16 protein-coding genes are annotated in these 20,502 nt (G+C 29.5%); 10 read left to right on the top strand and 6 right to left on the bottom strand.

Features of this window, described 5'->3' with window-relative positions; translation table 11 throughout:
* Positions 1 to 25: 25 nt before the first annotated feature.
* The 7 genes from ACSIGC_RS01205 to thrC all read left to right on the top strand — a co-directional run bounded on the left by ACSIGC_RS01205 (position 26) and on the right by thrC (position 11,312).
* Positions 26 to 2,164 carry a M1 family metallopeptidase gene (locus tag ACSIGC_RS01205; RefSeq protein ID WP_442266361.1) on the top strand — a complete coding sequence of 713 codons (2,139 nt, stop codon included), beginning with the start codon at positions 26 to 28 and terminating at the stop codon, positions 2,162 to 2,164.
* 134 nt (positions 2,165 to 2,298) lie between these two features.
* Positions 2,299 to 4,533, top strand: a complete 2,235-nt coding sequence (locus ACSIGC_RS01200) for a M1 family metallopeptidase (RefSeq protein ID WP_442266360.1) — start codon at positions 2,299 to 2,301, stop codon at positions 4,531 to 4,533.
* A gap of 73 nt (positions 4,534 to 4,606) precedes the next feature.
* Positions 4,607 to 5,173: a Crp/Fnr family transcriptional regulator gene (locus ACSIGC_RS01195; protein WP_442266359.1), complete on the top strand. Its 567-nt coding sequence runs from the start codon at positions 4,607 to 4,609 to the stop codon at positions 5,171 to 5,173.
* A 57-nt stretch (positions 5,174 to 5,230) separates the two neighbouring features.
* Positions 5,231 to 6,229: an NAD-dependent epimerase/dehydratase family protein gene (locus tag ACSIGC_RS01190; protein WP_442266358.1), complete on the top strand. Its 999-nt coding sequence runs from the start codon at positions 5,231 to 5,233 to the stop codon at positions 6,227 to 6,229.
* Between the two features lie 414 nt (positions 6,230 to 6,643).
* Positions 6,644 to 9,085 (top strand): bifunctional aspartate kinase/homoserine dehydrogenase I, encoded by a 2,442-nt coding sequence (gene thrA, locus ACSIGC_RS01185; RefSeq protein WP_442266357.1) that lies wholly within the window; start codon positions 6,644 to 6,646, stop codon positions 9,083 to 9,085.
* Between the two features lie 11 nt (positions 9,086 to 9,096).
* The gene (locus ACSIGC_RS01180) at positions 9,097 to 10,026 is read left to right on the top strand and encodes a homoserine kinase (protein WP_442266356.1); all 930 of its coding nucleotides are present in this window, start codon (positions 9,097 to 9,099) and stop codon (positions 10,024 to 10,026) included.
* A gap of 2 nt (positions 10,027 to 10,028) precedes the next feature.
* A complete protein-coding gene (gene thrC, locus ACSIGC_RS01175; RefSeq protein ID WP_442266355.1) occupies positions 10,029 to 11,312 on the top strand; it encodes a threonine synthase in 1,284 nt (427 codons plus the stop codon).
* Positions 11,313 to 11,366: 54 nt separating this feature from the next.
* Here thrC and ACSIGC_RS01170 read toward each other — a convergent pair whose 3' ends face one another.
* Positions 11,367 to 11,813 carry a hypothetical protein gene (locus ACSIGC_RS01170; RefSeq protein WP_442266354.1) on the bottom strand — a complete coding sequence of 149 codons (447 nt, stop codon included), beginning with the start codon at positions 11,811 to 11,813 and terminating at the stop codon, positions 11,367 to 11,369.
* A 107-nt stretch (positions 11,814 to 11,920) separates the two neighbouring features.
* Here ACSIGC_RS01170 and ACSIGC_RS01165 point away from each other — a divergent pair, with 107 nt between their 5' ends.
* The gene (locus ACSIGC_RS01165; RefSeq protein WP_442266353.1) at positions 11,921 to 14,242 is read left to right on the top strand and encodes a DNA topoisomerase 3; all 2,322 of its coding nucleotides are present in this window, start codon (positions 11,921 to 11,923) and stop codon (positions 14,240 to 14,242) included.
* 389 nt (positions 14,243 to 14,631) lie between these two features.
* Positions 14,632 to 15,675 carry a T9SS type A sorting domain-containing protein gene (locus tag ACSIGC_RS01160; RefSeq protein WP_442266352.1) on the top strand — a complete coding sequence of 348 codons (1,044 nt, stop codon included), beginning with the start codon at positions 14,632 to 14,634 and terminating at the stop codon, positions 15,673 to 15,675.
* 566 nt (positions 15,676 to 16,241) lie between these two features.
* On the opposite strand, the gene ACSIGC_RS01155 is transcribed toward ACSIGC_RS01160, so the two are convergent.
* On the bottom strand, positions 16,242 to 16,910 hold the full coding sequence (locus ACSIGC_RS01155) for a TrmH family RNA methyltransferase (RefSeq protein ID WP_442266351.1): 669 nt from the start codon (positions 16,908 to 16,910) through the stop codon (positions 16,242 to 16,244).
* A 34-nt stretch (positions 16,911 to 16,944) separates the two neighbouring features.
* Here ACSIGC_RS01155 and ACSIGC_RS01150 point away from each other — a divergent pair, with 34 nt between their 5' ends.
* Positions 16,945 to 17,637, top strand: coding sequence for an SIR2 family NAD-dependent protein deacylase (locus ACSIGC_RS01150; RefSeq protein WP_442266350.1), 693 nt, complete (start codon positions 16,945 to 16,947; stop codon positions 17,635 to 17,637).
* Here the strand turns inward: ACSIGC_RS01150 and ACSIGC_RS01145 are convergent.
* From ACSIGC_RS01145 to ACSIGC_RS01130, 4 genes are all read right to left on the bottom strand, one after another.
* Entirely contained in the window at positions 17,614 to 17,991 is a 378-nt protein-coding gene (locus ACSIGC_RS01145) for a lipocalin family protein (protein ID WP_442266349.1), read from the bottom strand. The two genes, ACSIGC_RS01150 and ACSIGC_RS01145, sit on opposite strands and share 24 nt — an antisense overlap.
* A gap of 65 nt (positions 17,992 to 18,056) precedes the next feature.
* A complete protein-coding gene (locus ACSIGC_RS01140; RefSeq protein ID WP_442266348.1) occupies positions 18,057 to 18,524 on the bottom strand; it encodes a DUF6495 family protein in 468 nt (155 codons plus the stop codon).
* A complete protein-coding gene (locus tag ACSIGC_RS01135) occupies positions 18,514 to 19,197 on the bottom strand; it encodes a peptidoglycan DD-metalloendopeptidase family protein (RefSeq protein WP_442266347.1) in 684 nt (227 codons plus the stop codon). Before ACSIGC_RS01135 ends, ACSIGC_RS01140 begins: the two co-directional genes overlap by 11 nt.
* 62 nt (positions 19,198 to 19,259) lie before the next feature.
* On the bottom strand, positions 19,260 to 20,471 hold the full coding sequence (locus ACSIGC_RS01130) for an anti-sigma factor (RefSeq protein ID WP_442266346.1): 1,212 nt from the start codon (positions 20,469 to 20,471) through the stop codon (positions 19,260 to 19,262).
* Positions 20,472 to 20,502 lie beyond the last annotated feature (31 nt).

Here is a 20,502-nt window from a genome sequence, read left to right as displayed (position 1 = left end):
CTTACATTCAAATTATAAACAGATAATGAAAAAAATTTTTTATTCATTTTTTCTAATCTGCTTTGCTATCACAATTTCTGTAGATGCACAAAGTAGAACTAGAAAAACGCAGAAAGGTCATACTAACGAAAATAAATTCAAACAATTAGAAGATCTTTTAGCGACTCCAAATGAAGTTCATACCGCTTCAGGTGCACCAGGAAAAAAGTATACTCAACAAAAAGTTGATTATAAAATGGACATCTTTTTAGATGATGAGAAACAGAGAATAACTGGTAGTGAACAAATAGTATATCATAATAATTCAGAAGACGAACTTCCATATTTATGGGTGCAATTAGACCAAAATATGAGAGCTGCAGATTCTAAAACTCCGGATATTACTTCTGTTAAAGTTCCAAAAAACATTAGTAAGCGTAACTTTAACCGTTTCTTTCCAGAAAAACCTTTTGATGGTGGTTTTAAAATTACTGAAGTAACCAATGCAGATGGTAGTAAATTACCTTATATCATTAATAGAACAATGATGCGTGTTAATTTACCTAAACCATTAGCTGCAGGTGGTACTTTTAAATTTAATATCAAATGGTGGTACAACATAAACAATCACAGAACTCAGGGAGGTAGATCTGGTTATGAGCATTTCCCAAAAGATAACAATAACAACTATGTTATAGCACAATTTTACCCAAGATTATGTGTGTATGATAATGTAGAAGGTTGGCAAAATGACCAATTTTGGGGACGAAGTGAATTTGCTTTAGAATTTGGTGATTTTGATGTGAATATTACTGTTCCTTCAGATCATATTTTAGGTGCAACTGGTGTTTTACAAAATGAAAGTGAAGTTTTAACTAAAAAGCAACAAGAGCGATTAGCTAAAGCTAGAAGAACCTACAATAAACCTGTTTTAATTGTTACTCAAAAAGAAGCTACCAAAGCTGAAAAAAATAAGTCTAAACAAACAAAAACATGGAAATTTTCTGCAAAAAATGTAAGAGACTATGCTTTTGCAACATCTAGAAAGTTTATCTGGGATGCTATGGCTGTAGATATTAATGGAAAAAATGTAATGGGTTATTCACTATATTCTAAAGAAGCAAATCCTTTATATGGTGATCATTCTACAAGAGCAGTTGCACAAACTCTTAAAACATATTCTCGTTATACTTTCGATTACCCATACCACAAAGCAATTTCTGTAGATGGTCAAATGGGAATGGAATATCCTCAAATTTGTTTTAACCCAGGACGTCCTAATCCTGATGGAACTTATTCTGATAGAACAAAATATTTAATGATCAAAGTTACTGTTCATGAAGTTGGACATAATTTCTTTCCTATGATAGTGAACTCAGACGAGAGAAAATGGACTTGGATGGATGAAGGATTAAATTCTTTCATGGAAATGCAAGCTGAATTAGATTATGATCCTAATTTCCCTATTGTAAGAGGATTGCCTAAAAACATAATAAAATATATGGATGGTAATCAAGCAACAATTGCTCCTATTATGTCTAAAGGAGATAATGTATACAGCTTTGGAAATAATGCTTACGGTAAGCCAGCCACCGCTTTATATATACTTAGAAACACTATTATGGGGCCAGAATTATTTGATTATGCTTTCCAAACATATTCTAAGCGTTGGAAATTTAAACACCCAACACCAGCAGATTTCTTTAGAACTATGGAAGATGCTTCAGCAATGGATTTAGATTGGTTCTGGAGAGGTTGGTTTTATACTACAGATGTTACAGACATAGGAATTAAAGCTGTTAAAAAATTCTATACTCAACCTGGAAAAGGAGACACTGTCGATTTTATTCAAGATAAAACTGAAGGTTTAGGTTTCGGAACTGCGAAAAATCCAAAATCAAAATACCACTATGAAATTACATATAATAAACCTGGAGGATTAGTAATGCCTATTATTGTTGAATTTACTTATTCAGATGGAACAAAAGAAAGGAAAAAATATCCTGCTCAAATTTGGAGACTTAACGATAATGAAGTTACTAAAGTTTTCTCTTCTGATAAAGAAATCAAAAATATTGAAATTGATCCTGATTTAGAAACTGCAGATGTAGATACTGAAAATAATAGTTGGCCAAGGAAACAAAATAATAAGTTTCAAAAATTTAAAAATAAGGTCAAAGGATAATTATTAATAAAGCCGATAGTTAAACTATCGGCTTTATTTTTATAAAACTTTGTTAATTTTTACAACAAATTTTAACTTACCAATATAATTTCTTTAATTTCAAAAAATTATTTTAAAATCAACTAAATTTTATAATGAGAAAGTTATCAGCTTTACTACTTACTGTGATCTTAATCACTTCCTCAGTATATGGTCAAGAAACCAAAAAAGATACTGAAAAAAAGCCTCAAAAAGGTCATGTAGATAATAATAAATTTCGCCAATTAAAAGATGTTTTAGCCACACCTAATTCGAATAGAACAGCTTCAGGTGCACCAGGACACGAATATTCACAACAAAAAGTTGACTATGTAATGAATCTTCGTATAGATGAAAAAAACAATAAATTATATGGAGATGAAACAATCACTTACTATAACAACTCTAAAGACCATTTAGAATATTTATGGTTACAATTAGATCAGAACATGCGTGCTCCAGATTCTAAAACTCCATTATCAAACTCTACACGTGCTAATTTATTTGAAACTCCAGAAGATTTTGTTACTAAAAATATGGGAACTAAAAAAGATTTTGGATTTAAAATCGAAGCCGTTAAATATGAAGATGGTAGAGATTTATCTCATACAATTAATCGTACAATGATGCGTATTAATTTACCAACTCCTCTAGCTCCTGGAGCAAATTTCAAATTTAAAATAAAGTGGAACTATTTAATTAATAATTCTGTTACCGATGGAGGTAGATCTGGTTTTGAACAATTCAAAGATGGAAATAAAGCTTACACCATAGCTCAATTCTTTCCAAGATTATGTGTGTATAACAATGTTGAAGGATGGCAAAACATGCAATTCTGGGGCCGTAGCGAATTTGCTTTAGAATTTGGTGACTACGATGTAAAACTTACTGTTCCTGCTGATCATATCGTCGATGCTACTGGAGATCTTCAGAATGAAAAAGAAGTTCTTACTAAAGAGCAACGTAAAAGATTTGAAAAAGCTAGAAAATCTTTTAAAGATCCTGTATTCATTGTAACACAAGCTGAAGCTGAAGAAAACGAGAAAAAAGGTACTGATAAAACTAAAACTTGGCACTTTAAAGCTAAAAACGTTCGTGATTATGCTTTCGCTTCTTCTAGAAAGTATATATGGGATGCAATGGCAGTTGATATTAACGGGAAAACTGTTATGGCAGTTTCTTTATATCCTAAAGAAGGAAATCCTTTATGGGAAGAGCATTCTACAAGAGTAGTTGCTAACACTTTAGAAGAATATTCTAAATTAACTTTTGATTATCCTTATTCTAAAGCAATTTCTGTTCATGCTGACAGACAAGGTATGGAATATCCTATGATTTGTTTTAACTATGGTCGTCCAAATCCTGACGGAACTTATTCAGACAGAACTAAAAATGGAATGATTGGTGTAATTACTCATGAGGTTGGGCACAATTTCTTCCCTATGATTGTAAATTCAGATGAGCGCCAATGGACTTGGATGGATGAAGGTATTAACTCGTTTGTAGAAATCTTAGCTGAATTAGATTATGATCCTAATTTTAATACAAATAACTTACCTAAAGATATTGTTCGTTACATGAGCTACGATCAAGAAAATTTATCTCCAATTATGTCTCAAGGAGATTATGTGAAAAATTTTGGTCCAAATGCTTATACAAAACCTGCTGCTGGTTTATACATGTTAAGACAAACAATTATGGGACCAGAGTTATTCGATTATGCTTTTAGAACATATTCTCAACGCTGGATGTTTAAGCACCCTACTCCTGCTGACTTCTTTAGAACTATGGAAGACGCTTCAGGTATGGATTTAGATTGGTTCTGGAGAGGTTGGTTCTATACTACAGATTACTGTGACATAGGAATTAAAGAAGTTAAGCCATTATACTTAACTAACAAGCCTAGCGAAAGAACTAAACAATTACAAAAACAATATCCAGGTTATTTTGCATCATTAGGAAAATTAATTCATATAACTACTGAAAAAGCAGAGGCTGATCCAAGCGAATTAGAGAATTATATAAAAGGTTTACCAGCTGATAAAAAAGCTAAACTAAAAGAAATACCTAAGTATATGTATCAAGTTGAATTCGAAAAACCTGGAGGCTTAGTTTTACCTTTAATTGTAGAATTAACATATGCTGATGGTACTAAAAAACGTGAACAATTTCCTGCTCAAATTTGGAGAAGAGATGACACTAAAGCTTATAGAGTATTTACATCAACTAAAGAAGTTAAAAGTATTGTAGTAGATCCTGATTTAGAGACTGCAGATATTGATACTTCTAACAATAGTTGGCCTAAGAAAACTGAAAGTAAATTCGATAAGTTTAAAAATAATAAAAAGTAATTTTTACTTTTAAAAACAAAAAACCGCAATTTACATTGCGGTTTTTTTAGTAGTAATTAATTTAAATCTATAAATGATACAGCTAAAAAACTATATTAATAGCTATGCAAAATTAAGCAATTCTGATTTATATTATATAGAAAACGGCTTCATTTATGAAAAATTTAGTAAAGGAGAATTTATTATTACTTCCCAAAAAAGAGTGAATTATATATTTTTTTTAATAAAAGGGATCGTAAAGGGTTTTGAATATGAAAAGGAAAAAATCGTTATTCAACACCTTATAGAACCAAATAACTTTTTTACAGACTTTGATAGTTTTATGAGTAAAGAAAACACTAACGAAAATTATCAAGCTATAACAGACATAGAAGTATTAAAAATAGGTTATGAAGATTTTCAAGTATTTAAACATAAATCTCTAACATTTCAAACTACTTTAAATAAAATTCTTCAAGAATCTTTATCCTGCAAAATGGAACGCTTACAAGATTTTCAAACATTAAATGCTAAAGAACGCTATTTAAAGCTTCTAAACAACTCTCCTACCTTAATTCAAAAAGTATCAATAAGTGATTTATCTTCTTATTTAGGTATAGAACCATCTTCATTAAGTAGAATACGAAAACAAGTTTTCTAACATTTGTCATTTTTTTCATCATTTTAAAAGATCAATTTTGGTCCAAACTTTAAAATTATGAATGAAATCTCTTTAGTAACTGGTGCTAACGGACATTTAGGTTATAATCTATGTAAAATACTTTTAGAAAAAGGTGAAAACGTAATTGCAACATATAGAAATCCTAAAAACCGAAAAATTTTATCTGAATTAGGATGCAAAACTTTGCCTGTTGATATTATGGATAAAAACGCTATGATAAAAGCATTTTATGGAGTTACGAATATATATGCTGTAGCTGCGTCTTTTAAAATGTGGTCAAAAAATCCAAAAAAAGACATCTATGATAACAATGTAGAGGGCACAAGAAAACTGTTTGAAGCAGCTAATGAAAGCGGCGTAAAAAATATTGTTTATGTGAGTTCTGTAGCTTCATTGGATTTTACTAAACTTCCAGCAAAAGAAAGCAATGGCTATAATACAGATCGAAGAAATTGGTATTACAATTCTAAAAATGATTCGGATAAATTAGCTTTAGAGTTGGGCAAAAAATTTAATATTAGAACTGTACTTATTTTACCATCAGCTATGATTGGTAGTAAAGCTCATCAATTAAGTTACTCCAATCGATTAGTAAAACAGATTTTAGATGGTGAAATGATTGCTGATACAAATATTACTTTAAACTGGATTGATGTTAAAGATGTTGCTTTAGGAGCTTATTCTGCCATGAAAAAAGGAAGAAATGGTGAACGATATATTCTAGCGAATGAAACACATACCTCTATTCAAGAAAGTGTAGCTATAGCTGCTAAAACATTTCCTGAATTAAAGTTAAAAACTCCCCCAAAAATACCGAAACCATTACTTTATATAATTGCCTTTTTTATGAAAACTGGAAGTTTAATAACGGGAAAAGAACCTCTATTACAAAAAGAATATATTGATATGTTTTATGGTTTAAAACAAGATTATGACATCAATAAAGCCAAATCTGAATTAAATTTCACTCCTAAATCGAGTAAAAAAGCTCTAATTGAAGCTCTTAATTATATCAAAAATGAATGGAATCATTAATTTTTTTAGAAAACATCATTTTTATGATATACAAAATTATTACAAATATAAATCGACATAGAATTACAATATATCTACTTAAAAGCAGTTTATTTTATCAAATTGATACTTTAACAAACAACTCCTTTTCTTTTCCTAAAGATTATATGTAAATTTTTATGGATTAAAATATATCTCCATTTTTTTATTAAAAAATTAATAGTACTTTTATCGGCGTGAAAGCGGATAAAATAAATATTCATGTTCTTAAAGACGTAACTACTACGTTTGGATTCGCTTACACGATTATTTCTACAATTATTACGACCCTTTTGGGGTTGTTTTTCTACATATAATTCTCGGGGTAAGTCTTTTTTTAAAAAAAGACTAAAAATAAATCACACAAAATAATCATTTTACCTTAATTCACTTAAAATGAAAGTCCTAAAATTCGGAGGTTCATCAGTTAAAGATTATCAAAACATAAAAAAGGTTTTGAACATCATTGAAGAAAAATCAAAAGAAGATCAATTAGCAATAGTAGTTTCTGCGTTTGGTAAAACTACAGATACTTTATTAAAAAGTGCTCAACTTGCAAAAAATAAAGATGACAGTTATTTGAACTTAATTAATCAAGTAGAACAACACCATTTAAAAACTATTGAAAATTTAATTAGTAATAATTCTAACAATGTTATAGAACGTACAAATGAATTATTCAATCAATTAAAAACCTTATATAAAGGCTGTTATTTATTGGAAGAACTTTCTCCTAAAGCTAAAGCTATTATAAGTAGTTTCGGAGAACGCTTATCTTCATATATTATATCTGAGGCAGCTAAAGAAAGATTAAATGCAACTTATAAAGACAGCCAGGAATTAATAATTACAGATGATAATTATTTAAAAGCTCAAGTAGATTTCGAAACAACTTATAGTAATTGTTCTTCTTATTTTAACAACAATAAATTTCAAGTTGTAGTATTACCAGGTTTTATTGCTAAATGTTACAATGGCCAAACAACTACTTTGGGACGTGGTGGTTCAGATTATACTGCCTCAATTTATGCTGCAGCAGTACATGCGGAAGAATTACAAATTTGGACAGATGTTAGTGGTATGTTCACTGCAAATCCATCTATTGTAAAACAAGCAAAACCTATCCGTCATATATCCTATCAAGAAGCAATGGAAATGTCTCATTTTGGAGCTAAAGTTATCTACCCTCCTACAATTCAACCTGTAAGAGAAATGAGAATTCCACTGGTAATAAAAAACACAAATGCTCCTAAAGATGAAGGTACATTAATCACATTAAATACTAACAAAAATTCATCGGTTAAAGGAATTAGTTATATAGAAAATATTGCTTTACTAACCATTGAAGGTAGTGGAATGATTGGTATCTCTGGAGTTTCTAAACGTTTATTTGAAGCTTTATCTGAAGATAATATAAATGTAATATTAATAACACAAGCTTCGTCTGAACATACAATTTGTGTTGGGGTTTTAGAAGAAGATGCTGAAAAAGCAGTAACTAGTATCAGTAAAAAATTTAACATAGAAATTAATCTAAAAAAAATAGATCCTATACATACTGAAAAAGGTTTAAGCATATTAGCTTTAGTTGGAGATAATATGAAAAATCATCAAGGATTAAGTGGAAAAATGTTTAGTGCTTTAGGAAAAAATAATGTAAACATAAGAGCTATTGCGCAAGGTGCTTCTGAAAAAAATATATCTGCTGTGATAAAAAGTTCAGATGCTAAAAAAGCATTGAACACATTACATGAACAATTCTTTGGAGATCAAACCAAACAATTAAATCTTTTCGTTACTGGTGTAGGTAATGTCGGAAATCGATTCTTAGCACAATTACAACAACAAAAAGAATATTTACAAGAACAACTTAAACTCAATGTAAGAGTTATAGGCCTTTCAAATTCTAAAAAAATGTATTTCGATGAACAAGGAATCGATTTACGACATTGGAAAGATTTACTTTTAAATAAGGGAGAAACTACTAGCTTAGATATTTTTCATGAAAAAGCTAAAGGGTTAAACTTAAGAAACAGTGTATTCGTTGATAATACTGCTAATAAAAATGTTTCAGAAATGTATCAACAGTATTTAGAAAACAATATTGCAGTAGTTACTTGTAACAAAATTGCTTGTGCTTCTGAATTAAACAATTATAAGACACTAAAAAAAGTTTCTAAACAATTTAACGCTCCTTTCTTATTTGAAACTAATGTTGGAGCTGGTTTACCTATTATTGATACTTTAAAAAACCTTATCGCTTCAGGTGATCGTGTTCATAAAATACAAGCTGTTTTATCTGGTAGTTTAAACTTTGTTTTCAACAATTTTAATAATACTAATACTTTTCATGATATTGTAGAACAAGCTCAAAAAGAAGGGTATACAGAACCTGATCCTAAAATTGATTTAAGTGGTGTAGATGTTGCTAGAAAAATTTTAATTTTAGCAAGAGAAAGTGGTTATGAACTAGAATTATCAGATATAGAAAATCAATCATTTTTACCGCAAGAAAGCTTAGATACTTCAAACAATAAAGATTTTTATGAAAGCTTAACAAAATTTGAATCTCATTTTCAAGAAATTTATACTAAAGCAAATAATGAAAATTGTAAATTAAAATATGTCGCTGAATTTATAGATGGTAAAGCTAAAGTTGGTTTACAACATATTCCACAAGATCACCCTTTTTATAATTTAGAAGGAAGCGACAATATTGTACTGTTTTTTACAGATCGTTATCCTATTCAGCCGCTACAAATTAAAGGTGCTGGTGCTGGTGCAGATGTAACAGCTTCAGGTATTTTCGCTGATGTAATTAGAGTTGGTAATAATTAAAAAAGTACGACATGAATCAAATTAAGATATTTTCACCAGCTACAGTAGCCAATGTCTCTTGCGGTTTTGATTGTTTAGGTTTTGCAGTTAATGATATTGGAGATACAATGACATTTACAAAAACCGAAGAGAAAGGAATTAAAATAACAAAAATTACTGGTGCTAACTTACCTTATGAAACAGATAAAAATGCTGCTAGTGGAGTTGCTTTATCCATGTTTGAAAAACATCCTGTTGATTTTGGTTTGGAAATTGAAATTCATAAAGGATATGCTCCAGGTAGTGGATTAGGAAGTAGTGCTGCTAGTTCTGCTGGTGCTGCTTTTGCTGTTAATGAACTATTAGGAAAGCCTTTTACCCAATTGGAGCTAACTAAATTCGCTATGCTAGGAGAGCAGATAGCTTGTGGTACTCCTATCGCCGATAATGTCGCAGCAGCAATTTATGGTGGTTTTATATTGGTACAACAGTATTATCCTTTAAATATTATTAAAATCCCTGTACCTTCAGAATTAATTTTAGTTGCAATTCATCCTCAGGTAGAAGTAAAAACTAAAGATGCTAGAGAAGTTCTTCCAGAAGAAATATCTTTAAAAAAGGCTGTAACACAATGGGCTAATGTAGGTGGTTTAATTAGTGGTTTATATACTAATAATTATGAATCTATAACTAATTCTCTTAAAGATATTATTGTTGAACCTGCAAGAAAACATTTAATCCCGTATTTCGATGAGGTTAAAAAAACAGCTTTAAAACACGGTGCTTTAGGTGCTAGTATATCAGGCTCTGGACCAACAATTTTTGCACTTTGTAAAGGGGAAGAAACAGCTAAAAAAGTACATCAACAAATAGATGAATTATATCAAAAAACTGGTATCGATTATACCATGGTGTTATCAAAAATAAACACACAAGGAGTAACCATATTAGAATCTAATTAATCATGAAATACTATAGTTTAAATAATAATGCTAAATCTGTTTCTTTTAGTGAAGCTGTAATACAAGGATTAGCTCCTGATAGAGGTTTATATTTCCCCGAAGAAATTCAACCTTTATCTAAAGAGTTCATTACTAATATTGATCAATATTCTAATGAAGAAATTGCTTTTGAAGCAATTAAACAGTTTGTTGGAAATGAAATTCCTAAAGAAACTTTACAAAAAATCGTTTCAGAGACTATTGATTTTGATTTTCCTGTTGTTTCTTTAGAAGAAAACATTGGAACTCTGGAATTATTTCATGGCCCTACTCTAGCTTTTAAAGATGTTGGTGCTAGATTTATGGCTAGGTGTTTAGGTTACTTTAATTCTCAAAACCCAGATAAAGTAACTGTTCTAGTTGCAACATCTGGAGATACTGGAGGGGCAGTTGCTAATGGTTTCTTAGGTGTAAATGGTGTTGATGTTGTTATATTATATCCTAGTGGTAAAGTCAGTGAAATTCAAGAAAAACAATTAACTACTTTAGGTAAAAACATTACTGCTTTAGAAGTTCATGGAGTTTTTGATGATTGCCAAGACATGGTTAAATCTGCTTTTTTAGATGAAGGTATTACACGACAATTAACCTCTGCAAATTCTATAAATGTAGCACGTTGGTTACCGCAAATGTTTTATTATTTCTTTGCTTACAAACAACTATACAAACAACATGCAGATATTGTTTTTTCTGTACCAAGTGGAAATTTCGGAAACATTTGCGCTGGTATGATGGCTCAAAAATTAGGTTTACCCATTAAACATTTTATCGCTGCTACAAATGTAAATGATACTGTTCCTCAATTTATGAAAGCAGGGAAATACGAACCTAAAGCTTCTAAAGCTACAATATCTAATGCAATGGATGTTGGAAATCCGAGTAATTTTATTAGAATTCAAAAGTTATTTAATAACGATTTTCAAGATTTAAAAACTAGATTCTCTTCTTTTTCATTTTCAGATGATCTTACTAAAGATGCAATGAAAAGAATTTACAAAACATCTAATTATGTAGCAGATCCTCACGGTGCTGTTGGTTATTTAGGTTTAGAAACTTATGGTTTACAAGAGAAAGAGTTTGGTGTGTTTTTAGAAACTGCACATCCTGTAAAATTTTTAGATGTGGTTGAGGAAACATTATCTCAAAAAATTCCTATCCCAGAAGAAATTCAAGAAATCATAACAAAAAAGAAAGAATCTATTCAAATTAGTACTTACGAAGAATTAAAGTCTTTTTTGAATTCATAAATAAAAAAGCGTTTCTAATTTTAGAAACGCTTTTTTATTTTCTTAAGCTATTACTTATTTCTTGAATAACTTTGTGACATCTTCAGCAGTTAATAATCTAGATACTTTTACATTTTCTTCAACATCTACAGGATTATCTCCACTAGTCATTTGAATTTGTAAGAAAGCTTCTCCATCTTCTCTAGAATACTTTAACCAAACAATTTGTCCGTTTGCTTTCATTTTTAACGGATCTCTTGGTACGCTTTGAAAACCTGCCATTAATCCATTATATAATTTATCTATATCGTTATCTATATTTTTAAAACTAAAGCTTACATATTCATGGCCGATTGCATTAATGTTTTTAAAGAAAAAATTGTAATCATTTTCACCAACCTTCTCTAAATACACATAACTAATTTTTCCTACAACTTCACTTTGGCTTGTTTCAATAAATTCGATTTGTGAATACACAGATCCTGAAACAACTAACAATAATAACAATAAAGCTTTTCTCATAATTCTTCTAATTTTAGGGATTCGTATTTTTATTAATTACTTTAATAACGCCTAAAAATAGAATTATTATATCAATTTTACTATTTTTCGGCGATTAAAAATGAATAATGAAAGTTTGTATCGCTGAGAAACCTAGTGTGGCAAGAGAAATCGCTAACATTTTGGGAGCCAACACCAAACATGATGGATATTTTGAAGGAAACGGTTATGCCGTTACCTATACTTTTGGTCATTTATGTACACTTTTAGAACCAAAAGACTATAAACCTCACTGGAAAAGCTGGGATTTGAACAATTTACCCATGCTTCCAGAGAAATTTGGAACCAAAGTCACAGCTGATTCTGGAATCCAAAAACAATTTAATATTGTTAAATCACTATTTGAAAAAGCCGATGTGGTTATTAATTGTGGAGATGCAGGGCAAGAAGGAGAATTAATACAACGCTGGGTAATTAACCAAGCTGATTACAAAGGAAAAGTAGAACGATTATGGATTTCTTCATTAACAGAAGAAGCTATAAAAGAAGGTTTCAATAACCTTAAAAAAGAAGAAGATTATAACAATTTATACTACGCTGGTTATTCTAGAGCAATTGGAGATTGGTTATTAGGATTGAATGCTACACGTTTATATACTGTTAAATTTGGTGGCTACAAACAAGTACTTTCAATAGGAAGAGTTCAAACTCCAACCCTAGCGATGTTAGTTAATCGTCATTTAGAAATTGAAAATTTTAAGCCTCAACCCTATTGGGAACTTCAAACTACTTATAGAGATACACTCTTTAATTGTGAAGAAGGTCGTTTTTTAAAGAAAGAAGATGGACAAAAATTCGCAGATAAAGTAAAAGAATCGGATTTTGAAATTGTTTCTGTAAAAAAGAAAAAAGGAAAAGATTATGCTCCTAAACTTTTCGATTTAACTGGATTACAAGTTTACTGCAATAATAAATTTGGATTTTCAGCTGATGAAACCTTAAAAATTGTTCAGAAACTATATGAAATGAAAGTAGTTACTTATCCAAGGGTTGATACTACTTTCTTACCAAATGATATATATCCTAAAGTTGCTGGTATTCTTAAAAATTTAACTAATTATGCTGAAATAGCTCAGCCTTTATTAGGTAAGAAAATTAAGAAATCGTCTCGTGTTTTTAATGATAAAAAAGTCACAGATCACCACGCTATAATTCCTACTGGAGTTCAAACGAATTTACAATACAATCAGCAACAAGTTTATGATATTATTGTTCGTCGTTTTATAGCTGTTTTTTATCCTGATAGTGATATTGCCAATACAGCCGTTATTGGTAAAGCCGATGATGTATCTTTTAAAACTACCGGAAAAGAGATTTTAACTAAAGGGTGGCGTGTTGTTTTTGAATTCAATGAAGAGCCTAAAAAAATAACTTCAGATCAAAGTTTACTTCCTAATTTTGAAGAAGGAGAAAAAGGTACGCATGAACCAAGTTTCTTAGAAAAGGAAACCAAACCTCCAAGAAATTATACAGAAGCAAGTTTATTACGCGCTATGGAAACTGCTGGTAAACAAGTAGACGATGATGAAATGCGAGAGTTAATGAAAGAAAATGGAATTGGTCGTCCATCTACACGTGCAAGTATTATAGAAACACTTTTTAAACGTAAATATATTGAACGTCAGAAAAAATTAATTCTACCAACTAAAACTGGTATAGATTTAATTCAATTAATTGATAATGAACTTTTAAAATCTGCTGAACTTACTGGACTTTGGGAAAAGCGTTTAAAAGAAATTGAACGTGGAGATTACCATGCAAGTACATTTATTAAACAAATGAAACAAATGGTAGATCAATTAGTTTATGAAGTTCGTTCTAGTAAAAAAACTGTTCGACTTTCTGCAGAAAATAATACAGAAAATGCGACTGCGAAAAAAACAAAAAAGAAAACAACTACTAAAAAGACAGTAGTTGGAAAAGAATGTCCGAAATGTAAAAAAGGAAACTTGTTAAAAGGTAGTTCTGCTTACGGATGTTCGAATTATAAAAACGGTTGTGGTTTTAAACTCCCATTCTCTTTCTTAGAGAAAAATATTTCTGAAAGTCAATTAATTCGATTACTTGATAAAGGATGTACTACGAATTTAAAAGGTTGGAAAACTGAACACGGAAAAGTAGAAGGTTTAGTTCGCTTTGATGATCATTTCAATTTAAAGTTAGAACCTAAACAAAGTGGTACAGAAAAAGCAAAAGCTGTTCCTGATAAAATTACCTGTCCTAAATGTAAAAAAGGTACTATTTTAAAAGGTAAATCTGCTTATGGCTGCTCAGAGTATAGTAATGGTTGTACTTATGTTTTTCCTTTTACAAAAATTAAAGAGTTAGCTAACGGGAAACATATTACCAAAGAAATGGTGTATGATTTTTTAACAACTAAGTTTGAGTAACCTATCAAATTCGAAAAAGTTACATGCTTTTGAATTAAGTATTTTAATACAAAGTTGTTCTTCTGAAGACTTCTAAGTAAAAAGTTAAAATTATAGTTAGATCATTCAAAAGTTGAAGTAAAAATAGAAATAACTAAAATAACTGGAAGAGAAAAGTTAGAAAAAACCTGAAAACTTAAACTTTGAAAATTAATTCATAAAATTTTCTTTATTTGGCCATAAGCTTGTTATTAAACTAAATAAGTTTTTTTATTATAAAGTTTATTATAGATTAATATTTATATTTGCACCGCTTAAAATTTAATATTGCTATGATTAATTTTTACTAAGCTATATTTCCCTGTATTTAAGCCTTTTTAAAACTAAATAATTAAACAAAATTGAATGTTATGAGAAAAAACTACGTTTTACACATTATTCTTTTCATTATTTATCTGAATTCAAATGCACAAGCAGACTTTTTTATTTCAACTGGCTTCCAAAGTAATCCAGTTGGGTTATTAGTTAAAGGAGATGATTTATTAATAGGATCGGTTGGAAAACAAAAAATTTACAGAGTAAATTTAAAAGAAACAACTCCTACACTAAATGAATTTATTAATGATATTAGATTCCCTGGCTTTTTTAAAAAAGTTGGTAATATTCTTTATGTACCGGGAATTAATACTTTGACTGTATTTGATATAACCAATAATACTTCTACTAAATTAAAAGAAATAGCTTCTGATACATTTTTAGTTAGTACTGCTATATATAATAATGATTTGTATGCTGCTTATTACAATGGTGGTAAAATTATTAAGTATAATTTATTAGACTTGGATACTCCTCCTGTTGAAGTACTAAGTGGTTTAGGTAATTTAGTTGATCTCAAAATTCATAATAATGAATTGTACTTTGTTCAAGCTACTGATAGAAAAATATCAAAAATAGATCTTACTGTTTCTAATCCTACTATAAATGAAGTTATTGCTGTTAGAGGAGTTTTAGGACTGTTATTTGTTGGAGATGATTTGTATTTTTCAACAAATGATAATGGTAATAAAGTTTCAAAAATAAATATAAATGATATTAATCCTATTCCTGAAGTGATTGTTGACAATCTTGCTAACCCTGTTTGGGGATTAGAATTTCATGATAATTATTTATACATGGCTCAACAATTTGGTCATGGTGTATGGAGAGTAAATTTAAATAGACTTAATACTGATAAGTTTGATAAAGATACAAGTATTTTATATCCTAATCCTACAAAGGATTTCATTAATATATCTAGTGATAAATACAAGAAATATATTATTAATGATCTAAGTGGTAAGATCGTTTTAAAAGGAAATATTTCAAATCAAAAGATTGATATTAGTAAGCTAAATACAGGTATGTACTTTTTATCTATTGATGGGAAAAAATCGAAAAAAATAATAAAACAATAATCTTATATTTAAATCTTAAATATTCTGAAGCACTTATGAAAAAAAGTATTCATTGTAGCTTTTCTATTATTTTAATAATCTAGTTTTTTTCTCAAGCCATTTAAGATGAAAATTTAGTTGGAAAAATTTTAGTAATTATAATTTTGTAACATTAATCGGAGATACTCTTTCTATTAATAATGAAATAAAAAACAAAACTAAAATTATTATCATTTCTACTTCGTGTTGTGCTCCTTATCAATTTAAAACCTTAGCTATAAACGAATTAGGGAATAAGCATCACACTAAAGTAGATTTCATTAATTTACCGTAGGATTGTGAAACTAAATGTTATTGAAATCAAAGAAAAACACATTGATAAAATCACTTTAATTACATCAAAATTTCAAGAAGAAAATTTGAATTGTATTTCAATATCTGGATTCAAACAGTTTAAATAAATTCTTCAATGGAAATTAATAAAACTTATAGCATTTCTTTTCAAAGAAGCTCATAAAATCAATTAAGAATGTAGATAATATAGAAAAAATTATAATATAATAAATCCAAAATTAGTGAACATTTAATTATTTATTTTCCAAATAAAATTTTTTGAACTTATCTACATTCTTAATTGATTTTTCAATCCACTCTGAATAAATAACTAGTCGTTCTTCTTTTGTTAATTTCCAATTTACATTTGATTTTCTTAATCGAGTTGTTACATCTTGAAGTATAATAGCTGCTGCTACAGATATATTTAAACTCTCTGTAAAGCCTACCATTGGAATTTTTAAATAACCATCTGCATTCTCCATCATAAACTCAGACACACCTTCTCTTTCTACTCCAAAAACAAAAGCAGATTTTTTGGTAATATCAAAATCAGATAAATAACAGGAATCGTTATGTGGTGTTGTTGCAATAATTTGATATCCTTTACTTTTTAAATCTTCGTAACATTCTTGAGTGTTATTATTTTGAGATTTAAATCGATGAAAATCTAACCATTTTTGACTCCCTTTAGCTATTTTCCTAGAAACTTTATTTACATAGCTATTCTCTACAGTATATACATCTTGAATTCCGAAAATATCACAACTTCTTACTACCGCACTTGCATTATGTGGTTGAAAAACATTCTCTAAAACAACAGTAAAATGTTTAGTTCTATTATCTAATACTTCTTTAAACGTTTGCTTTCTATTGTCTGTAACGTAACCTTCTAAATATTGTAATAATTCTTCATCTATCATACCGCAAACTTATAAAAATTATTACTTTAGAAACATGAAAAAATTAGTTGTACTTACAGGAGCTGGAATTAGCGCAGAAAGCGGAATAAATACTTTTAGAGATGCTGATGGATTATGGGAAGGTCATGATATTATGGAAGTAGCTTCACCACAAGGTTTTAGAAATAATCCTGAATTGGTTTTAGATTTTTACAATCAAAGAAGAAGACAACTATTTGATGTTTCACCTAATGAAGCTCATTATAATCTGAAAAAGTTAGAAGATAAATTTGAAGTACATATCATTACACAAAATGTAGATGATTTACATGAGCGAGCTAAAAGCTCACATATTATTCATTTGCATGGAGAGCTTTTAAAAGCAAAAAGCTCCCTTACAGATAATTTTATTTGTGAATGGGTTAAAGATATAAATATTGGAGATAAAGCTAAAGATGGCTCTCAATTGCGTCCTTACATCGTATGGTTTGGTGAAGATGTACCTATGATACCAAAAGCTGTTGAAATTGTTGAACAAGCAGATGTTTTAGTTATCATTGGAACCTCTATGCAAGTTTACCCTGCAGCAAGTTTAATCAATTTTATTAAAGAAAGTACACCTATATATTTCATTGATCCTAAACCTATGGTAAATAAAAACGCCTTTAACAATTTAACAATTATTAAAGACGTAGCTTCTTTGGGGACAAAAAAATTATTAGAATTACTTAACGTAAGTAATCATTAAATTGTCGTCTGAGTTCTCAAGATCTTCTACTAACTCGATGATAAGTTTACTTTCAGAAATTTCAATAACTCTGTGGAAAATTGTTTCATCTCCAGAAAGTTTAATCATTTTCTTACTCTTATCGTAAGTCCATGAAAAGGTTTTAGAATCACCAAAATGATTCTCCTCAACTTTTCCATCTTTAGAAAATACTAACCATTCATCGGTTTTATTCGATGCTAATTCAGGTTCTTCGCCTTTTTCTTGAATAGATTCAATGAACCATTTTCCTGAAGTTAAGATTGTTTCAACTTCTTGTGCTTTAACAGTAAAAGTTAATAAACCTAAAAATAATGCTAATACTAATTTCTTCATTTTGATAGATTGTGTTTTTACTCAAAAATAAACAAAAGTTAGACCAAAATTGTAATTGTTGATAATTAACTTATAATTTTTTCAAAAAAATTATACAAATCTCCTTTACTTATGGTACTTCCTTTTTCTATTAAATCAAATACTTCTACGTTTCTCTCTAAAGAATACGTTTTTGTTCCGTTAAATAACTCTACGTCTTCAGTATCATAATTTTCCAGTAACCAATTATAATCATTTTGAGTCAATAAATCAACTTCTTTATGAACTTTAATTACAATTCTGGATATTTTTTCTTCTTTACACTTAAAAAGATTAATCGTATTTTTAGAAAAATGTTCTAGATACTCAGTTCTATTTAATACATTTTCCCAAACAATATCACTAAATAAATTCAATTCATTTTCTGCTAAAGAAGGTTGGTTTTCTTTAATTTTTTTCCACTCATTAAAATCTACTCCCTGTGTTGCTAAAAACTTTGAAAATTCTTCATGCAAACTTTCGAACTGTTCTTTTGTTAGCTGTCTATATTTCATTTGGCAATTTTAATAGTAAATTTGGATTTGGACAATTTTGTTGATAAAAATCTACATCTTCTTTTGAACAAACCCCAGGATAATCTCCTTGCTTACCTTGCATATCTATAATTAATTGAAAATGTAAATGCGGTGCATAATCACCATTTACTATATTATCTCCTAAATACCCAATAATTTCTTCTTGAGTTACTCTTTGTCCAACTTCAATATTTTCTGATGAATCTAAAGATAAATGACCATATAAACTATAAAATTCTATACCTTTAATTTGATGCTTAATAATTATTGTTGGCCCATAATCTCCATGATTCAAATTATTTTTAAAACTATGTATTTCTCCATCTAAAACTGCAAGGACTTTTGTTCCTGCATCACACCATAAATCAATTCCTAAATGAATATTTCGCTCATTGTCTTCGGAAGAATTGAAGTAAGCACTTCTTTTATAAATATCTCTTTTTTCAAAATACCCACCAAAAGCTACTTTTGCTTTTTTCTCTTTTAAAAATTTCTCTAAGTAAACAGACCATTCTTCAGAAGAACTGACATCAAAAGTACTTAAATCAGTATTTTTTGTTGATATAGAAACAGCTGTGTAATCGGATATAGCTAAACTAGTATCTATCACTTTCAAACTAGTTTTTGATATAGAATTGAGAATTTCTTTCATGACATAAAAATAAAAAAGTGCAGTTAAAACTGCACTTTAATTCATTATAATTTAATGATGTTTTATCTTGTTACTGTACCAGAAATTACTTGAACTGGTCCTGCTCCAATATTTAGTACTGAATGGTCCATCGCCATTGCTGGAATACCTTGTGCCAAAGGCTTTAAGGTAAATGGTGCTGAACTATTATCTGGACTTGGTTCAACAGAAATAACAACTGTATTTCCTCTTAAATCAATAGGAAAAGTAATACTTCCAACACTTCCCATAACATAATCCTCACCTGGATAAGAAGGTCCGTTATTAGAAGTTCCTTTAAATGGTGAAGTTGCTGCATTGTCATCAGCATTAGATACATCTGTAAATGTTCCTGTACTAATTGGTGTTCCATTAATAACTACCCATCCTTCATATTTCCATCCTGCCGGTAAAGTTGGTAAATTTAATCCTGCAACAGGAGACATTCCTGAATTATCTAAAAACCAAATTCCGCTATATTCATTTGTATCATCAGTGTCTGTAGGTGTTGCTAAAATATACTTACCTGTTGAACCGCTAAAATCAGCTACAACACCTGTAGAAGTAACATTAGCAGAACTTCCTGAAAAATCTCCTGACAACAATTTAGTTGCAGCTGGAGCTGGATCTGGATCAACAGCTGGTTCAATCGATAAAACAAATGCTGTTGCAGCATCTAAGTCAGATTTTTTAACATAAAACTCTGTTTGAGACAAAGTTCCCGAATCATCAACTGTAAAAACACCTGTAGTAACTGGAGCTCCATTCACAATTATCCAACCTTCATACTTATAATCATTTCCTAAATTTTCTAAACCTGTAAAATTAAGTGATAAACTAGCTCCTTGTATTCTATCAACTTCTATATTATTAGATAAATCATAATTACCTGAAAGGTTATTGGCATTTTTACCCATTTCTAAACCTTCTAAACCGTTCTCATAGGCAATAAACCATATAAAACATTTTCCTGCTCCTGCTCCATCGAAATTTACGCCTTCCAAAGCGGCAATGTCTCCTGGTAATCCTAAAATCATTCCAGCTTCATCAGTTATAATAAAAGATGTGTTAGTTCCTACAGTATTTCCTCCAACAGAAATTCCAGACACATTATCTGCTATACCATCTACTAAAAAAGAAAATGGTCCACCAGTTAAAGTTCCTGCCTCTGTTATTGTTACGTCTTCATCATCGTTACACCCAGTAAACGTTAATGTAAAAGCCAAAGCAAGTGCTCCTAAAATTAGTTTTTTCATTATTAATTAGATTTTAGTTAATTATAGCCTT

The sequence above is a fragment of the Tenacibaculum aquaeponti genome, from assembly GCF_052084715.1.
In the GTDB taxonomy this organism is placed as follows: domain Bacteria; phylum Bacteroidota; class Bacteroidia; order Flavobacteriales; family Flavobacteriaceae; genus Polaribacter.
This window is presented reverse-complemented; position numbering and strand designations above follow the sequence as displayed.